The following is a 14,749-nucleotide window of genomic DNA, read 5'->3' on the forward strand; positions in this document are numbered from 1 at the left end:
GCCCTGCCTGGCTACCGGCTGGTGATCGGTGTCGCTTTGTCGGTGGGTGTTCGTCATCGTCTTGTCAGTGGGTTGGTGTGGTGTCCGGGCTGGTGGTGCGGGGTGCTGGGTTCTGACAGTGGATGCCGATGAGTGACTGTCGTTTTTGCGGGGTGTGGTGGTCGGTTTGCTGCTGATCGCTATGAGAGGGCGTTTGATCTAGGCAGATTGCCCTTTCTGCCCTAGTAGGTTCCTCGCCAGGTAGGGGTGGTCTCGTCCGTTATGCGCTTGGTGAGGTTGTCGATCGACGCGATGTGGATCATGGCCTCGGAGCTGGCGGTGAGGGTCTCGTAGTCGCGGGCGAGGCGCCGGTGCATCATGATCCAACCCAGGCTTCGCTCGACAACCCAGCGCCTTTTGACTACGTGAAATCCGCGAACTCCCGGGTTTCTGTTGACGACTTCGACATCGATTCCGAGGTTCGCTCCGTGCTCGATGACTGCGTTCTTGAAGCCGGTGTCGACCCAGCTCTTGGCGATGGTGGGGTAGGTCTTCTTGGCCTGGTCGAGGAGGCGTATTCCCACGGCGTTTTCGGAGAGGCTGGCGGCGGTGACGGCCACCGCAAGGATCAGGCCGATCGTGTCGGTGAGGATGCCTCGCTTCCTGCCTACGATCTTCTTCGCGGCGTCCGTTCCCTGGCTGTTCAGGGGTACGTTGGTGGAGGTCTTCACGCTCTGGGTGTCGATGACGGAGGCGGTGGGTTCGGGTTTGCGACCCTCTTTCACTCGGGCCAGGCCGGTCAGGTCGTAGTTGAGCTGGGCAAGGATTCCCTCGTCGCGCCAGGCGGCGTAGTAGGCGTAGACGGTGCCGTGGTTCGGGAAATCGTGCGGGAGGTATTTCCAGGGGATTCCGGTGCGGTTGATGTAGAGGATTGCGTTGAATATGTCGCGGAGGTCGACCTTGGCCGGCTGGCCGGTGGGCCTGCGGTCGAGCCGGGCTTTCCGCCAGGCCGTCAACGTCGGCTCGATCAAGGCCCATCGGGCGTCGGACAGGTCGCTGGGGTACGGCTTGCGCTGGCTCACGCCGTAGCGTTGGCATGGACGCGGCGGACGATGCCGTTCCTCTACTGATGGGCGTTTCTACCTCATCTTCAAACCAGACGGACTTCATGCACGAGAACCGAAGCAAACGGGTGGCCAGGTCGGTAGCTCGGCGGCCATGAAGACGCGTATATGAGGGTGAATAGCTTGAAAACGGGCAAGCGCAAAGGTCACCCGACGACGCAGATCATCTCTAAACGCCCTCTCAGAGGGCGTTTATGCAGGTCAAGGCCCATATGCGTCTTATGCGAGTGCCCCACTTCAGCATGGCTTGCCCTATAGGCGCTAAATTTCACTCAGCAAGGCACGAACCTCGCCGCCCGTCTCATCCGCTTCTGTTCTCGTAAACCCGTCTGACGTAGAAATTCAACAGAACCTCCCAACCTCCTGCGGAACGGAGCCTTCCGGCTCGGCCGTGATCACGCTGGGTCGTGAGTGAGCGCAAGCCGTACCCGAGCGATCTGTCCGACGCCCGATGGGCCCTGATCGAGCCGACGTTGACGGCCTGGCGAAATGCCCGACTCGAACGCAGACCCACCGGAAGGCCCGCGAAAGTCGACTTGCGTGACGTGTTCAACGCGATCCTCTATCTCAACCGCACCGGAATACCCTGGAAATACCTCCCGCACGACTTCCCTGGACACGGCACCGTCTACTTCTACTACGCCGCCTGGCGCGACGAGGGAATCTTCAACCAACTCAACTACGACCTCACCGCACTGGCGCGCGTAAAGGACGGACGCAAGCCCGAACCGACCGCCTCCGTAATCGACACCCAGAGCATCAAGACCTCCACCAACGTGCATCTGACCAGCCAGGGAACCGACGCCGCCAAGAAGATCGTCGGGAGAAAGCGCGGCATCCTGACCGACACGATCGGCCTCATTCTCGCCGTGACCGTCGCCGGTGCCGGCCTCTCGGAGAACGCCATGGGAATACGTCTCCTCGACCAGGCCAAGAAGACGTACCCGACCATCGCGAAAAGCTGGGTCGACACCGGCTTCAAGAACGCCGTCATCGAGCACGGCGCCACCCTCGGAATCGACGTCGAGGTCGTCAACCGCAACCCAGAGAAACGCGGCTTCCACGTCGTCAAAAGGCGCTGGGTGGTCGAGCGCAGCATCGGATGGCTCATGATGCACCGCCGCCTCGCCCGCGACTACGAGACCCTCACCACCAGCTCCGAAGCCATGATCCACATCGCCTCGATCGACAACCTCGCCAAACGCATAACGGACGAAGCCACCCCCACCTGGCAAGGAACCTACTAGAGCAGAAAGGGCAATCCGCCTAGATCAAACGCCCTCTCAGGACAGGCCCTAGTTGTTGCTGGCCATGACGTTGTTGACGCATTCTCGTCGGTTGAAAAATATGTAGACCGGTCTATCATGGGACTATGACATCCAAAGGAGACCTGACAAAGGCCCGGCTCGCAGAGTCCATGCTCGAGCTCATCCAGACCAGCGGCTACAGCGGCACGGGCCTGAACGCTGTGATCGAACACGCCGCAGCGCCAAAGGGTTCGATCTACTTCCACTTCCCCGACGGGAAGGAGGGCCTGGGCGTCGCAGCGGTCGAACTCGCCGGGAAGCAGTTCGAGACGCTGATCGCAGAGGCCGCAGTTTCCGCGGGCGGTGCGGCCGAGGCTGCCCGCGCCGCGATTGAGGCCCTGACGACCATCGTCAGCGAGAGCAACTTCCGGCTGGGTTGCCCGGTCTCCGTCGTCACCCTGGAGATGGGCGCGGAGAGCGAGCGACTGCGGCAGGCGTGCGTCACTGCTTTCGAGTCGTGGATCGCGCCGACGGCCGCGTTGCTCGAGGCCAGCGGCGTTGACGCCGGGGAGGCGCGGTCTCTGGCGACCGTTGTCGTGTCGACGATCGAGGGGGCGGTCATCGTCTCTCGTGCCATGCAGAGCACCCAACCGCTCATTGCGGCCGCTGACGTCGTGGCGGAGCTCGTCAACCAGCGCTGCCAGACCATTGGGAGCACGCGATGACGCCACACGAAGACTCCCGCCACGCCCTGGTCTTCGGGGCCTCGGGACTGGTCGGTCGGCACCTCGTCCTGACCCTTGCCGAGGCTGGTGCGAACGTCACGGCGGCAGTTCGGACCGCCGAGTCCGCAGCGCGTGTCGAGCGATGGGTCAGGGAGCATGGCCTGACACGGAGCATCAGCACGACGATCGTCGACTTCGATGCTCCTGAGATCGTCGCGGGCGGCCCATCGGCGTTCCCGTTCATCACCGAGATCCACAACTGCGCCGGGTCCTACCGGTTCGGGATGACCGCCCAGGAGGCACGCAGTGCGAACGTCGGCATCGTCGAGAAGTTGCTCGACTTCGCCAAGGACCTCCCCAACCTGCAGCGCGTCGTCCACGTGTCGGGCTACCGCGTCGGCGGACAGGACCCCACAACCGTTCCGTGGTCAGACGACCACCGCACCGCGGTCTATAAGGAACTCGGCGCCTACGAAGCGTCAAAGGTGGAATCCGACGCCATCTTCCAGGCCCGAGCCCTGGAGCGCGGAGTCCCCTGGACCATCGTCAATCCGTCCAGCGTGATCGGCGATAGCCTGACCGGGGAGTCCGACCAGCACATCGGGCTGGCCACCACCATCGAGCAGATCTGGGACGGCACGGCAGCGGCGTTGCCCGGCAACGAATCGACGTTCCTCCCGGTCGTCACGGTCGACTATCTGGCGGCGTTCATGGCGGCAGCAGCGGTCGATCCGGCTGCTGCGGGCATGGCCTACTGGGTTCTCGACGACGCCACCCCGCCTCTGGCTGACCTGCTCACGCACGTCGGCCGGCATCTCGGCGCGAAGGTCCCCCGGGTAAGGATGCCGATCGGTGTCATCAAGCGGCTCCCGCAGCGGATCACCAAGGCGGATCCCGAGACGCTCACCTTCATGTCCGCCGACCGCTATCCGACACAGTCCGCCATCGAGTTCGCCGACAGACACGGGATCCAGACGCCCGACGTGCTGGTGTCCCTCGAACGGTGGGCCGACTACCTGGCCGCGCATCGGTTTGGTGCCGTCACGACCGACGGCCGTCGATTCGTCGACGCTGGCGGTCTGAGGACATTCGAGCTCGGCGTACCCGGATCCGGCCGGGTGATCCTTCCCGGCTTGCCAGTCAACGCAGACACATGGGCCGAAGTGACGTCGGGCATCGGCGCGCGAGTCGTCGACCTGCCCGGACTTGGCCTCAGCGGCGGAACGGGCGTTCAGGACTGGGAACAGTGGCTGCCCGCTGTGCTGGGTGGGGAACGCGCTGACCTCATCGGCCATTCCATCGGTGCGGCTGCGGCAGTAGTCGCGGCTGACCGGTTCCCGGCGCAGGTCAAGTCCCTCACATTGATCGCACCGTTCTTCCTCCAAGCCCCGATGGGCGCCTCGGCCAGACTGCGGCCGCTCGTATGCACCTACTTGCGACACACCGAACCGGCACGGCTGTCACACAAACTGACCAGATCAGAAGCGAGCGCGGCTGCTCTCGAATCCAGTGTCAGTGACCTCAAGCGAAGCAGCGCCAGGAGGGTGGCCGAGTATCTCGCCCTTGCGGGATCGAAGCAGTGGCGTGCCGAACTCCAGGAAGCGCTTGGGCGATTCAGCGGCCCGGTCCGCATCATCACGGGAAGCGACGACCCAATCGCCCCGGGCGCGGTTGAGCAGCTCGAGTCACTTCCCAACGTTGAGCTGATCTCGGTGCGGGGTGCCGGGCACCATCCGCAGCTGACCCATAGCGATGCTCTCGTCGATCTGCTCAAGGGACGGTCGCGTGACAAAGACGCCCGAGGTTTCAGCCACTGACAGGGATACGGGCATCCGCGCCCGCATCGACAAGGCAGTCCTGGATGCGACTGCCGACCTGGTGCGGTGGCCACGTCACCTCCACGAGCACCCCGAGCTCTCCAACCGGGAAGCCCTCGGCTGCCACGAACCTGCTGCGCGCAGGCCGGACGTTGCGTTCAAGGGATGAGCGATGACACCGCTCGCTTCCAGGTCAACCATGCCCAGGTGGAGCGAAGTCGGCAAGCCCGCGACCAGTTCAAGGACACCAGTCCGGTCGCCCCGGCGGTCCGTCACATCGACCGGACGGTGGAGTTCCTAGACCTGGTCACCGCCTGCCACTCGTTCGTGGCCGCGGCCGGCCGTGCGGTCCCGGGCCTGCGTGATCGCACGCTCGGTGAGGACGAGCGCACGATCGTGCACGAGAACGTCGCGAAGGTACGGGCGACGCTGGACTGGATCGAGACCGCGGTCGACACGGGCAAGGTCGACATGGACGGCGAGCTGGCCCGTCTGCTGAAGGGCGAGTAGGCACGCCCCGCGCCTCACGGCGTCGGGGCGACGCCGCCAAGCGGCATGCGGACACCCTGCGGTTCGTGCTGTTCGAGGCCCGGCCCGCCGGGTTGTTGTTCTACCAGCTGACCCGCGCTTCCGGGCTTTCGGGCCCTAACCCCGGGTTTTGGACACCGGAGAGACTTGGATCTTGATGGTCCAGGAGAACGGAGTCCCTGTGGGGATGAAGCACTACCCCGCCGAGTTCAAGGCGGACGCCGTCGCGCTGTACCGGTCGCGTCCGGGAGCGACGATCAGGTCGGTCGCCACCGACCTCGGGGTGAACACTGAGACGCTGCGGAACTGGATCAGGGCCGCTGACGGACGTCGGTCCGGTGCTCACTCCACGCCCGCGGCGGCGCCGCGGCCTGGTGGTGATGCGGTTCAGGCGGAGCTGGCGGCCGCGCGGAAGAGGATTCGCGAGCTGGAGGAGGAGCGGGACATCCTTCGCAAGGCAGCCCGGTATTTCGCAGGGGAGACGCGCTGGTGAACCGCTGCCAGTTCGTTGAGGATCACCAGCGCCGGTTCGGCGTCAAGCGGCTCTGCGACATCCTGGGCATCGCCCGCTCGAGTTTCTATTACTGGCGCCGCACCGCCCCGGCCCGTGCGGCCCGACAGGCCGACGATGAGCGGCTCGCGGCCCGGATACGCAAGGCCCACCGGGACTCCGACGGCACCTACGGAGCCCCGAGAGTCACCGCCGAGCTCCGCGACGAGGGCGGTCAAACGGTCAATCACAAGCGCGTTGCCAGGATCATGCGGGCCATCGGCCTTCAGGGAGTGCGTCTGCGGCGCCGGCACCGCACCACCGTCCCGGATGCGGCAGCGGTGAAGGCGCCGGACCTGATCGGCCGTGACTTCACCTCCGAGGCCCCGAACACCAAGTACGTCGGCGACATCACCTACCTGAGTGTCGGCAGCGGGAGGTTCTGCTACCTCGCGACCGTCATCGATCTGCATTCACGACGTCTGGCCGGATGGGCGATCGCCGACCACATGCGCACAGAGCTCGTCACCGATGCCCTGGCGGCCGCTATCCGGACCCGCGGCAGCCTCGCCGGAGCGGTGATCCACACCGATCACGGGGCCCAGTACACGAGTCGGGCCTTCGCTGACGCCTGCCGCCGGGCCGGCGTCCGCCAGAGCATGAGCGCGGTCGGCAGCAGCGCGGACAACGCCGCCGCGGAATCGTTCAACGCGACCTTCAAAAGAGAGACGCTGAAGGGGCGAAAGGGCTGGTCAAACGAACGTGAGGCCCGACTTGACGCCTTCCGAAGGCTGTTTCGCTACAACACGCGACGCCGGCATTCCCGGCTCGGCCAGCGATCCCCGATCACCTACGAGAACACCTTCCACTCAACAGCAACTACCCTGACCCGAGCCGCATAGACGTGTTCAAGATCCGGGGTCAAGGCCCGGCATCACGAACACGTGGACTGAGCCGGGCCGCTGTACCGCTCGACACACCGTCGACAGCGATGCCCGCCGGTAGTGCCCAAACGATGTCGCCTGCGAGGATCCCTCGGTGCGCGACGGCTGAAGGCCCGGCCTGCGGAACATCGTCGACAGATGGCTGATCATCATCTCGTGCGGCCGTCGCCGATCCGTCACAGTGGCGCGATGGACTCAGGACTCGCCGCTGTTCTCGGCGCCACGGTTGGTGCCCTCGGCACCGGGGCGACGGGTCTCGCAGCGGCTCTGCTGGGTCGCAGCACGGCTCGCCATCAGGTCAGGGCCGAGAACATGCGAGCCCTGCGGGAGTCGCGCAGGGCCACCTATCTCGCCTTCGCCGAGGCGCATGAGCGCTACCTGGACCTGCTGTCCACCACGCTGATCCCGCTCTCTCGCATCGAGCGTTTTCCGAGCCAGCGCGAGGAGTGGATCGAGAAGGCGCACAAGCGCTGGAATCAGGTGCTGAAATACCGGCAGAACGAGATCCAGAAGATTCGTGCCGTCCTCTACCTGGACGCCACCCGCCCGGTAGCCGAGGCCGCGCTTGAGGTGACAATGAGGTTTGCCCTTCTCAGTAATGCGACCCGCCGCACCATCGAGGCCCTCAAGGGCCAGGGTTTAGACACCGGCCCCATCACGCCGCCACGGCCGGGCTACATCGACCGCCTGACGGAAGACGGGCTGGACCCGGAGACGCCCGCATGACGCACATGCCCGCACGCTACGCCTTGGTCGACACCGAGCTGGGCGGCCAGCGGATCATCCGCGGCGAACCATTGATCCTGGGACTGGCTGCGGCGAACACCGATCCGCGGATCCACACCAACGACCCGGAGCGGGAGATCGGCAACCGGTCCCACCTCGGGTTCAGCGCGGGCCCGCATCAGTGCCCGGCCCGTACTCCCGCCCGCCTGATCGCCCGCGTCGCTGTCGAACAGGCCCTGCATGGCCTGCCACGGATCACACTCGGTGTCCCCGCCGACGCAGTGACGTCCAGCCCCTCTCCCTGGATGCGTCACCTGGAATCCCTGCCCGTGACGTTCGCCCCGGCCGGCAACACCGCCCCCGACTCTTCCGTCCGATAGCCCAGTCCGCCCGCTCTCGCACCGTGTACCGGAGGTAGATCATGACGGCACCACAACGCACCACTCAGCACGTTCCCGTCCTGCGCCTGGACCCGACCGGCGCCGACCACCAGGGCGAAGCCGCACGGCTGCGAGAGCTCGGCCCGGTCGTGAAGGTGATCCTTCCCGGCGACGTGGAAGCATGGGCCGTCACCACACACCAGCTGCTGACGGAGCTGGTGAACGACCCCCGGGTCAGCAAGGACTGGCACCGGTGGACGGACATCCGCACCAACCGGATTCCCGAGGACTGGCCGCTGACCGGAATGGTCAAGGTCACCAACATGGTGACGGCCGACGGCGACGACCACCGCCGCCTGCGCCGCGTCGTCACCCAGGTCCTCACCCCCGAACGTGTCCGGGCCATGCGCCCGCGCATCACCGAACTCGCCCGCGCACTTGTCCAGGCGCTGCCCGAGCGCACCGGCCCGGACGGCTCGGTCGACCTGCGTGAACACCTGGCCTACCCGCTGCCGATGACCGTCATCTGCGACGTCATCGGAGTCCCCGGACCGCTCCGTCCCCAGATTCGGCGCCTGGTCCGGTCCATCTTCGACTCCACCGCAGAGCCTGAGGAAGTCCTCTCGACACAACACCTCATCTACGAACTCCTCGACAAGGTCGTCGCGCACAAACGCCGCACACCGGGCGACGATCTCACCAGCAACCTGATCGTCGTCCAGAGGGACAACCCCGACCTCCTCAGCGACACAGAGCTGACTGGCACCCTCTGGCTGATGATCGCCGCCGGTCACGAAACCACCCTCAGCCTCATCACCAACGCGCAGCGCGCCCTGCTCACCCACCCCGACCAACTCGACCTGGCGCTGAGCGGCGGCCCGTCCGTCTGGCCGGTCGTCGTGGAGGAAACCCTGCGCTGGGACGCCCCCATCGGCAACTTCCTCGCCCGCTACCCCCGCGAGGACCTGCGCATAGGCGGCGTCACCATACCCGCCGGCGACGCCGTCCTCGCCCCCTACAGCACGGCTGGCCGCGACACCGCCCAGCACGGCCAGGACGCCCACCGGTTCGACATCACCCGCGACCAGGCCCGGCACCTGGCCTTCGGCGGCGGCCCCCACGTCTGCCTCGGCGCACCCCTGGCACGCATGGAAGCCGCGATCGCTCTCGAAGCACTGTTCAGCGAGTACCCCGGTCTCTCCCTCGCCACCAACCCCGAATCGCTCGTGCCCGTGCCGTCCCTGATCTCCAACTCCGTCCAGGCCCTCCCCGCCTACCTGAACCACCACCGCCCCAACACCACGGCCACCGACACATGCCCTCAAGGAGCCCGGCAGTGAACGCCCCCGCACCCGCCATCGACGTGGACAGCCCGGCCGAAGGCACCGCACCGTCGACCTCATCTGGTCCTTGCGATGGGGGACGAGGGCGGGCCGGCCAGGGTGTCCGCGCGCCTGGAGCCGGTTCTCGCGGCTCGTGTCGGTGAGGCCTTGAGCGGTGCGGCGGTGGTGTGGGAGCGGCGGGCGGAGGGCGAGCTGTACACACGAGTGGAGACGGACCTGGTCGTGGAGGTGCTGGCCGGGTCCGGCCGGCACGGCACCCTCACCGTGACCCGGATGCGGTGAGGATGCCGTGCCCACTGGTCAGGCGGTACTTCACGACGGTGAGCCGGTGGCGATCTTGTCCAGTGCGGCCCGTTCCTTGGAGTCCGCGGACAGATTCCAGCGGAGCTTGGTGCCCACCCAGTTGAAGAGTTTCGGCGACGGGCGGGACTTTCGCCGTGCACGCGATGCCGTGGTCAACGATGCAGCCTCGCGCCGGTCACCCCGCGCCCGTGGAGGTGCCGGAAGAAGACCGGCCGTCCTGCGCGGCAAGCGCCGTGTCAACGAAGGCCCGCACGAGCGCGACCACCTCAGACGCCGTGACGTCCTTCGTCCAGCCGCTGGCCCCGTGCCAGCCGCTGCACTCCATCCGGAACCGGTGGACCCCGTGCATGTGCTCCAGCTCGCGAGCGTACGGCTGATCGCGGCAACGCCCGTGCCGTTCGGTCTGCTCCAGGTGCACGCGGACCACACCAAGGTGGAAACGACGCGGCAGGGTCCGCTGTTCGAGGCAGCCGCGGCACTCCAGGAGGTGCAGCGCACCGCCTTCGAGCTGGAGGAAGTAATACGGCGTGGCCTTGCCCTCCCGGGTGTTGCAGCTGCCGCAGAGCGGGCCTTCTCCGAACTACCGGTGCGATGGGCCACGTCGCACCGGTTCAGTCCGTCGACAACCCCTTCGGCTCCTGATGGAGCGGCGAGAAGCACAAGCTGCGTGCGGACCAGGCCGGGATGGTGACCGAGCGTTCGTAATGCGGAATGCTTTGGTCATGAGCGAAGAATCCGAGCGGCTGGCGAAGGCACTCATCGAGTTCCGGGAAGCCGAGGGCATCTCCGTGAGGGAGCTCGCGCATCGCACCCAGTTGAGCCAGGCAACCATCCGGCTCCACGAGAGCGATCACGGACGCCCGCCAGTCCCCATCGCGGCCAGTCGTTTCGAGGAAGTACTCGGCTGGGCACCGGGCAGTATCCCGACCGATTCGAGCGAGACGACGGACCTCGAGCTTCCGCCGGACTCCGGCGCTGGCACTGGGTAGTCCGAGAGATCAGGTGGTCAGAGGGTGCTGGACCGCCCGGCGATCTGACCGAAGGTGGGCAGGCCCAGGTGAATCACCGAGGGTTTGAGTGCGGCATCGAGCTGGGCCAGCTTCTCCTCGGCGCCGGCCAGGCTGATCTCCAGGCCCTCGACCTCACCGAGCCAGCCTTCACGCTGAGCCTCGGCGATCCGATCGAGCAGGTTGTCGCGGATCTCGATCAGACGGTCTCGTTGGGACGGCTCGGGCCGGAGGAGCGAACATCGCACGCAAGCTTAACCGAACTGATCTTGAAGCGGATCTCGGGGAAATCGACCTCGCGCGTTGACCGTGAGTGACCGTCACGAATCGTGTGATGTTGCAGCGTTCGGCGTGTCGCGGCGGCCTGTCGGCAGGCTTTGATGAGCAGGCCCTTCACGGCATGGGGATGTATGTGAAAAGCAAGTGATCGAAACGGCACTCCCTCGGCTCAGCCCGCCTCAGCCGACCTCTCGGGTCTCTGGTGTCCGCAATCCAGCCGGGCGCCATGGGCATCGACGACTGCGTAGTCGAGTACGACCTTGGTGGGGTCGCCGTCCTCGTATAGCCAGACAGTGATGCAGTCCCGTGAGACGAAGGTAGAGAACCAGACGTCGATCCCCTCGGTGATCGGCCCGACCGTGAAGACCTCGCCCGGGTTCATCCAGTAGTCCTCACCGTAGGGCTCGATGAAGAGGCAGACAACGCTGTCACCTACGTTCTCCACGGGGAACCTGCTACGTCCCACTGGACCCCCTAACGATCGCGGACGGGCCAATGGATGCTGCGAAGGCGGCGAGGGCAGTGAAGTCGGCGTTCCTCAGACCGATCCGCGGATTGACGTGATGGAGAAGGGCGGGTGCGCTGTGGCTTGCGGTCACGTGTGCATGATCCGCGTCGCCTTGCTCGTCGTCCACCCAGGCAAAGGGCCGACCACTGGCATACGCCACCAACGGTTGGGACTTCCAATGAACCCCGTCCGCACGCTCATTGAACAGAGCGTCACCGAAATCGACGAACGGCAACTCGGGCAGGCCAAGCACCGGTCCGATCCACCGGTTGGCGTCGCTCATCCACGTCGTGGCCCAGCACAACTCATAGCCGAGAGCCATCAAGGCCGGCCCGTGGTCGGGGTTGAGCCACACCCGCAGTGGTTTCCGATGGCCTCGTGGCCCCCTGGGCTCACCGGCAACCCTACTTTCTGCTGAGACGCGGAGAGTGGTGTAGCCCTCGGGTCGCTTCTCAGGCTTCGCTGCATAGGGATTCAGGGGGCCGTCCACATCGAGGAACAGCAACGGTCGACTCATGGCACCCCCGACTTCGCTCCCGATACGCTGAGTCGCCAGAGCATATCTGTCTTTCGTTCGCCGATGCCTGGCTGATCGTCAGGTTCAGGTCGACTCCCAGCGGGTCGCGGAGAGTAGCGGCCAGGATTCCTGTGGACAGGCGGTCGCGGAGATCGATGTCGTCAGGGTGCCGACGAGGAGGCGGTCAGCGCCGTGGAGAATGCCCGGCATGGATGATGCCTTCACGCTCCTTCAGCAGGCAGCCGATCTGCTCCCCGGGGGCGCCCGTGCCGAAAACGGCGTGACACTCGAAGACGTGCGCGACTACCAGCGGCACCAGGAGTGGGAGCTCGTGCTGGATCTTCTGATGGAGATTGGGGACGAGCACCCCGTTCCCTTGGGCTTCTGGTCGCTTCTCACAGACGCTGCTCGGCAGATGATGCTGGAGCACAGCGCGCGCTGGTGCGAGTGGCGGGCCTGGGAGGTGCAGCACGGTGCTATCCGGGCCAGGTTGAGTCTCCTGAGGGCGGAGGAGGGCGGGCGTCAGACCGCGTTCTCCGGGCAAGGGCAGCTCAGGCCGCTGTGGGACATCGGCAACCGCGCACCCTGCGGCGAGCAGGCCGCGAACATCGCGCGGCTGTGGGTGGAGGGTGCGCCTGGGTTGGCGCCGGGAGAGAGCGCCACGGTCCGCTTGGCTCCTCTCTGCCCCGAACAGTGGCACCATCTTCAGCCCGGCGATGTGATCACCATGCATGAGGGCATGCCAGCTGTGGGCACGGCCACGATTATCGAGGTCACGCCGCCTGCCGTTCCCGAGCCTGATCGGTAGCTGCGGGCGCGAGCCGCGAAGGTGCCTGCGGTTGCTCGTCAGGGCCGTGGGGCCGACCCGGTCTGGTCGCGAAGCGCCCACAGGTGGGATGATCACCAGCATGACGATCATCAGAAAGGCCGATGCCGCGTAGACGGCCCGGCCGCGTCCGTACCGAGCTTCAGCGCCGGCCCCGGATGCAAGACGACACCACGACCATCCATGGTCTCTCCTCGGCAGCGCTCGCTGAAGTTCGACGGATAGAACGTCAGAAGAAGTACCTGTGGCCAGGTTCGATCGGGTCGGCCATGGTGCGCTGGAGAAGCTTCGTCAACCAACCGAACCGACGCCTGTGGGATTACGAGGGCGGCGGCTGCACGGAATGGGCCTGTTGCGGAGACCCTTGGCAGGCCCGCGAGCATCTCGAAGCGGTGATGCTGGCGATGTCCCGACGACGTGCGCGTGAACTCCGCCACCTTGTCGATGCTCTGGACAGACGCTACTGATGCCCGGCGGGGGCGGCCCGTGCTCGTGTCGCGGGTCGCCTGGTTCTCGGGCAGTTTCAAGCAGCGCCATGCGGCGGGAGTGTCCCGTGAATCCTGTGTGCAACCACTCATTGAGTGCGTCGTCAGTGTCCGGACTCGGCGCTGCTTCGTCCGGCATCGCGGCGGAAGTCGGGCATGCCGAGGTGAACGGTGGACGGTTGTGCTGCACGGTCACGCATGGCCTCCAGCTTCTGCGCGGCGGCGGCCATGGTGGTCTCGATCGCGGCGACCTCGCCCAACCAGCCCTGGTCCCTGGCCTCCTGGAGGCGGTCGACGAGATTGGCGTGAATCTCCTGGAGGCGTGGCATCTGGGCCGGGTCCACGAGCAGTAAGGGGCATCTGACACAGGCATTTTCATGCTGGCACGGGGTCGCGTAGTCGCGGCCGCAGGTCCCCAGTGCGACCTTGCGGAGTTCGAAGTGGGCCAGGAACTCGTCCCACTCGGTGGTGGTGAGCTCGCGGTACTCCTCGCTGGGCCGCTCGGTTCTGCGGCGGGCGATGAAGGCCCGGTGATGGGAGATCACGTCCTCCGGGTAGATCGCGGCATACCCCATGGTGGTGTCCAAAGCGGCGTGGCCGCAGATTTTCGCGGCGATGTGCGGGGGCAGTCCGGAGCGGATGGCGTCGGTCACGAAGATCCTTCTGAAGTCGTGGGGCGCCATTCGAGCGGGTCACCGGCCACGGTGATCTGGGCGGACTGCGAGGTGGCGACCAGGCACTCGCGGATGAAGCTGCGGGTGAGTGGCCGGTCCTCGGTGCCGTACCGGCGTTGGAACAGGAACGGCATGGGCGGGCTCCAGGTCTGCTCGAACACGTCGTAGGCCGACACCAGCGGCAGGGCGGCGTTCCCGGCCCGGACCCGGAAGATGACCGCGGTCAGTACCTCGGCCAGCTCCGGGGAGACCAGCAGCAGGCGCTCCGAATCGGTCTTGGACGGGGCGACCTGCAGCATCGGCACCACCTCGCCGGTGGTGGGCAGGGTGTAGGCGATGAAGCTGTGGTGGGTGAGTTCCAGCATCTCCTCGATCCGGATGCCGGTGTGCCGCAGCACTTCCACCGTCGCCCAGGACCAGAACGCCGCTTCCTCCTCGTGGGTCAGGTTCCGCCGCCTGCCGGCGGCCACCTCGGTGACGTAGACGCGGCGGGCCTGCCCGGACCCGCAGCGCTCGAACTCCTCCCCGGCGACGAGGAACCGTCCACCGGCCGGCGTCGCCCGAGCCGCGGTGATGCGGGCCTCGGCGTCCTTGCGCTGCCGGTCGACAGCGCGAAGCAGCGCGGGCAGCAGCGGCAGTTGGGTCCTGGTCCGCTGGTCCATCCGGGACTTCACCCCGGACCTGGACTTCTTCGCCGCGCACTCGTTCGCCTTGATCGGACACGGCGCCACCCACGGCGCCCACCGCGCCGGATCGTCGGCGGCCCAGCGGGCGATGTCCTGGTAGAACGCCCGGACAAACACCAGCTCGCTGCGGAAGTTCACCCGCGGCCGCACCGGATGGCCCT

At 66.3% G+C, this 14,749-nt stretch carries 19 protein-coding genes and 2 pseudogenes; 13 read left to right on the forward strand and 8 right to left on the reverse strand.

The window, feature by feature from the left end; translation table 11 throughout:
• Positions 1 to 221 precede the first annotated feature (221 nt).
• Positions 222 to 1,061: an IS5 family transposase gene (locus tag OHA19_RS00810; protein WP_405720968.1), complete on the reverse strand. Its 840-nt coding sequence runs from the start codon at positions 1,059 to 1,061 to the stop codon at positions 222 to 224.
• Between the two features lie 449 nt (positions 1,062 to 1,510).
• Between OHA19_RS00810 and OHA19_RS00815 the strand changes: the two genes are divergently transcribed.
• The 10 genes and pseudogenes from OHA19_RS00815 to OHA19_RS00860 all read left to right on the forward strand — a co-directional run bounded on the left by OHA19_RS00815 (position 1,511) and on the right by OHA19_RS00860 (position 9,585).
• On the forward strand, positions 1,511 to 2,350 hold the full coding sequence (locus tag OHA19_RS00815) for an IS5 family transposase (RefSeq protein ID WP_405708033.1): 840 nt from the start codon (positions 1,511 to 1,513) through the stop codon (positions 2,348 to 2,350).
• Positions 2,351 to 2,475: 125 nt separating this feature from the next.
• Positions 2,476 to 3,075, forward strand: a complete 600-nt coding sequence (locus OHA19_RS00820; RefSeq protein WP_405720962.1) for a TetR/AcrR family transcriptional regulator — start codon at positions 2,476 to 2,478, stop codon at positions 3,073 to 3,075.
• Positions 3,072 to 4,892, forward strand: coding sequence for an alpha/beta fold hydrolase (locus tag OHA19_RS00825; protein ID WP_405748988.1), 1,821 nt, complete (start codon positions 3,072 to 3,074; stop codon positions 4,890 to 4,892). Before OHA19_RS00820 ends, OHA19_RS00825 begins: the two co-directional genes overlap by 4 nt.
• A 139-nt stretch (positions 4,893 to 5,031) precedes the next feature.
• Positions 5,032 to 5,402: pseudogene (locus tag OHA19_RS00830) on the forward strand (DUF6192 family protein); the annotation flags it as partial.
• A gap of 5 nt (positions 5,403 to 5,407) precedes the next feature.
• Positions 5,408 to 5,533, forward strand: a pseudogene (locus OHA19_RS00835) (RacP protein); the annotation flags it as partial.
• Between the two features lie 68 nt (positions 5,534 to 5,601).
• A protein-coding gene (locus OHA19_RS00840; protein WP_405720956.1) for an IS3 family transposase occupies positions 5,602 to 6,812 on the forward strand; the annotation gives its coding sequence in 2 pieces (ribosomal slippage) (positions 5,602 to 5,893 and positions 5,893 to 6,812; 1,212 coding nt in all).
• A 180-nt stretch (positions 6,813 to 6,992) separates the two neighbouring features.
• Positions 6,993 to 7,580, forward strand: coding sequence for a hypothetical protein (locus OHA19_RS00845; protein ID WP_405720953.1), 588 nt, complete (start codon positions 6,993 to 6,995; stop codon positions 7,578 to 7,580).
• A complete protein-coding gene (locus tag OHA19_RS00850; protein ID WP_323181005.1) occupies positions 7,577 to 7,960 on the forward strand; it encodes a hypothetical protein in 384 nt (127 codons plus the stop codon). Before OHA19_RS00845 ends, OHA19_RS00850 begins: the two co-directional genes overlap by 4 nt.
• Positions 7,961 to 8,001: 41 nt before the next feature.
• Positions 8,002 to 9,300, forward strand: coding sequence for a cytochrome P450 (locus OHA19_RS00855; protein ID WP_405720950.1), 1,299 nt, complete (start codon positions 8,002 to 8,004; stop codon positions 9,298 to 9,300).
• 75 nt (positions 9,301 to 9,375) lie between these two features.
• Positions 9,376 to 9,585 carry a hypothetical protein gene (locus tag OHA19_RS00860; RefSeq protein ID WP_405720947.1) on the forward strand — a complete coding sequence of 70 codons (210 nt, stop codon included), beginning with the start codon at positions 9,376 to 9,378 and terminating at the stop codon, positions 9,583 to 9,585.
• A gap of 30 nt (positions 9,586 to 9,615) precedes the next feature.
• On the opposite strand, the gene OHA19_RS00865 is transcribed toward OHA19_RS00860, so the two are convergent.
• Both OHA19_RS00865 and OHA19_RS00870 read right to left on the reverse strand, forming a co-directional pair.
• On the reverse strand, positions 9,616 to 9,762 hold the full coding sequence (locus OHA19_RS00865; protein ID WP_405720944.1) for a hypothetical protein: 147 nt from the start codon (positions 9,760 to 9,762) through the stop codon (positions 9,616 to 9,618).
• Positions 9,763 to 9,781: 19 nt separating this feature from the next.
• Positions 9,782 to 10,024, reverse strand: coding sequence for a hypothetical protein (locus OHA19_RS00870; RefSeq protein ID WP_405720941.1), 243 nt, complete (start codon positions 10,022 to 10,024; stop codon positions 9,782 to 9,784).
• 304 nt (positions 10,025 to 10,328) lie between these two features.
• On the opposite strand from OHA19_RS00870, the gene OHA19_RS00875 reads away from it, so the two are divergent.
• Positions 10,329 to 10,595 (forward strand): multiprotein-bridging factor 1 family protein, encoded by a 267-nt coding sequence (locus OHA19_RS00875; protein WP_405720938.1) that lies wholly within the window; start codon positions 10,329 to 10,331, stop codon positions 10,593 to 10,595.
• 17 nt (positions 10,596 to 10,612) lie between these two features.
• On the opposite strand, the gene OHA19_RS00880 is transcribed toward OHA19_RS00875, so the two are convergent.
• From OHA19_RS00880 to OHA19_RS00890, 3 genes are all read right to left on the reverse strand, one after another.
• Positions 10,613 to 10,861: a hypothetical protein gene (locus tag OHA19_RS00880; protein WP_405720935.1), complete on the reverse strand. Its 249-nt coding sequence runs from the start codon at positions 10,859 to 10,861 to the stop codon at positions 10,613 to 10,615.
• Between the two features lie 200 nt (positions 10,862 to 11,061).
• Positions 11,062 to 11,337 (reverse strand): hypothetical protein, encoded by a 276-nt coding sequence (locus OHA19_RS00885; protein WP_405720932.1) that lies wholly within the window; start codon positions 11,335 to 11,337, stop codon positions 11,062 to 11,064.
• Positions 11,338 to 11,347: 10 nt separating this feature from the next.
• The gene (locus OHA19_RS00890) at positions 11,348 to 11,917 is read right to left on the reverse strand and encodes a hypothetical protein (protein WP_405720929.1); all 570 of its coding nucleotides are present in this window, start codon (positions 11,915 to 11,917) and stop codon (positions 11,348 to 11,350) included.
• 208 nt (positions 11,918 to 12,125) lie between these two features.
• Here OHA19_RS00890 and OHA19_RS00895 point away from each other — a divergent pair, with 208 nt between their 5' ends.
• Both OHA19_RS00895 and OHA19_RS00900 read left to right on the forward strand, forming a co-directional pair.
• Complete coding sequence (locus OHA19_RS00895; protein WP_405720926.1) at positions 12,126 to 12,725, forward strand: hypothetical protein; 600 nt, start codon at positions 12,126 to 12,128, stop codon at positions 12,723 to 12,725.
• Positions 12,726 to 12,901: 176 nt separating this feature from the next.
• Entirely contained in the window at positions 12,902 to 13,210 is a 309-nt protein-coding gene (locus OHA19_RS00900) for a hypothetical protein (protein WP_405720924.1), read from the forward strand.
• 122 nt (positions 13,211 to 13,332) lie between these two features.
• On the opposite strand, the gene OHA19_RS00905 is transcribed toward OHA19_RS00900, so the two are convergent.
• Together OHA19_RS00905 and OHA19_RS00910 are read right to left on the reverse strand one after the other, a co-directional pair.
• Complete coding sequence (locus OHA19_RS00905; RefSeq protein WP_405720921.1) at positions 13,333 to 13,881, reverse strand: integrase; 549 nt, start codon at positions 13,879 to 13,881, stop codon at positions 13,333 to 13,335.
• On the reverse strand, positions 13,878 to 14,726 hold the full coding sequence (locus tag OHA19_RS00910) for a hypothetical protein (RefSeq protein ID WP_405720918.1): 849 nt from the start codon (positions 14,724 to 14,726) through the stop codon (positions 13,878 to 13,880). The genes OHA19_RS00905 and OHA19_RS00910 overlap by 4 nt, the downstream gene beginning before the upstream one ends.
• Between the last annotated feature and the right edge of the window lie 23 nt (positions 14,727 to 14,749).

Source organism: Streptomyces sp. NBC_00012 (assembly GCF_045040875.1).
Classification (GTDB): domain Bacteria; phylum Actinomycetota; class Actinomycetes; order Streptomycetales; family Streptomycetaceae; genus Streptomyces.

Coding starts and splice junctions, on each gene's coding strand:
- OHA19_RS00850 (WP_323181005.1), top strand. CDS start 7,577: ATGACGCACATGCCCGCACGCTACGCCTTGGTCGACACCGAGCTGGGC.
- OHA19_RS00820 (WP_405720962.1), top strand. CDS start 2,476: ATGACATCCAAAGGAGACCTGACAAAGGCCCGGCTCGCAGAGTCCATG.
- OHA19_RS00895 (WP_405720926.1), top strand. CDS start 12,126: ATGGATGATGCCTTCACGCTCCTTCAGCAGGCAGCCGATCTGCTCCCC.
- OHA19_RS00890 (WP_405720929.1), bottom strand. CDS start 11,917: ATGAGTCGACCGTTGCTGTTCCTCGATGTGGACGGCCCCCTGAATCCC.
- OHA19_RS00875 (WP_405720938.1), top strand. CDS start 10,329: ATGAGCGAAGAATCCGAGCGGCTGGCGAAGGCACTCATCGAGTTCCGG.
- OHA19_RS00900 (WP_405720924.1), top strand. CDS start 12,902: ATGCAAGACGACACCACGACCATCCATGGTCTCTCCTCGGCAGCGCTC.
- OHA19_RS00825 (WP_405748988.1), top strand. CDS start 3,072: ATGACGCCACACGAAGACTCCCGCCACGCCCTGGTCTTCGGGGCCTCG.
- OHA19_RS00845 (WP_405720953.1), top strand. CDS start 6,993: ATGGCTGATCATCATCTCGTGCGGCCGTCGCCGATCCGTCACAGTGGC.
- OHA19_RS00855 (WP_405720950.1), top strand. CDS start 8,002: ATGACGGCACCACAACGCACCACTCAGCACGTTCCCGTCCTGCGCCTG.
- OHA19_RS00860 (WP_405720947.1), top strand. CDS start 9,376: ATGGGGGACGAGGGCGGGCCGGCCAGGGTGTCCGCGCGCCTGGAGCCG.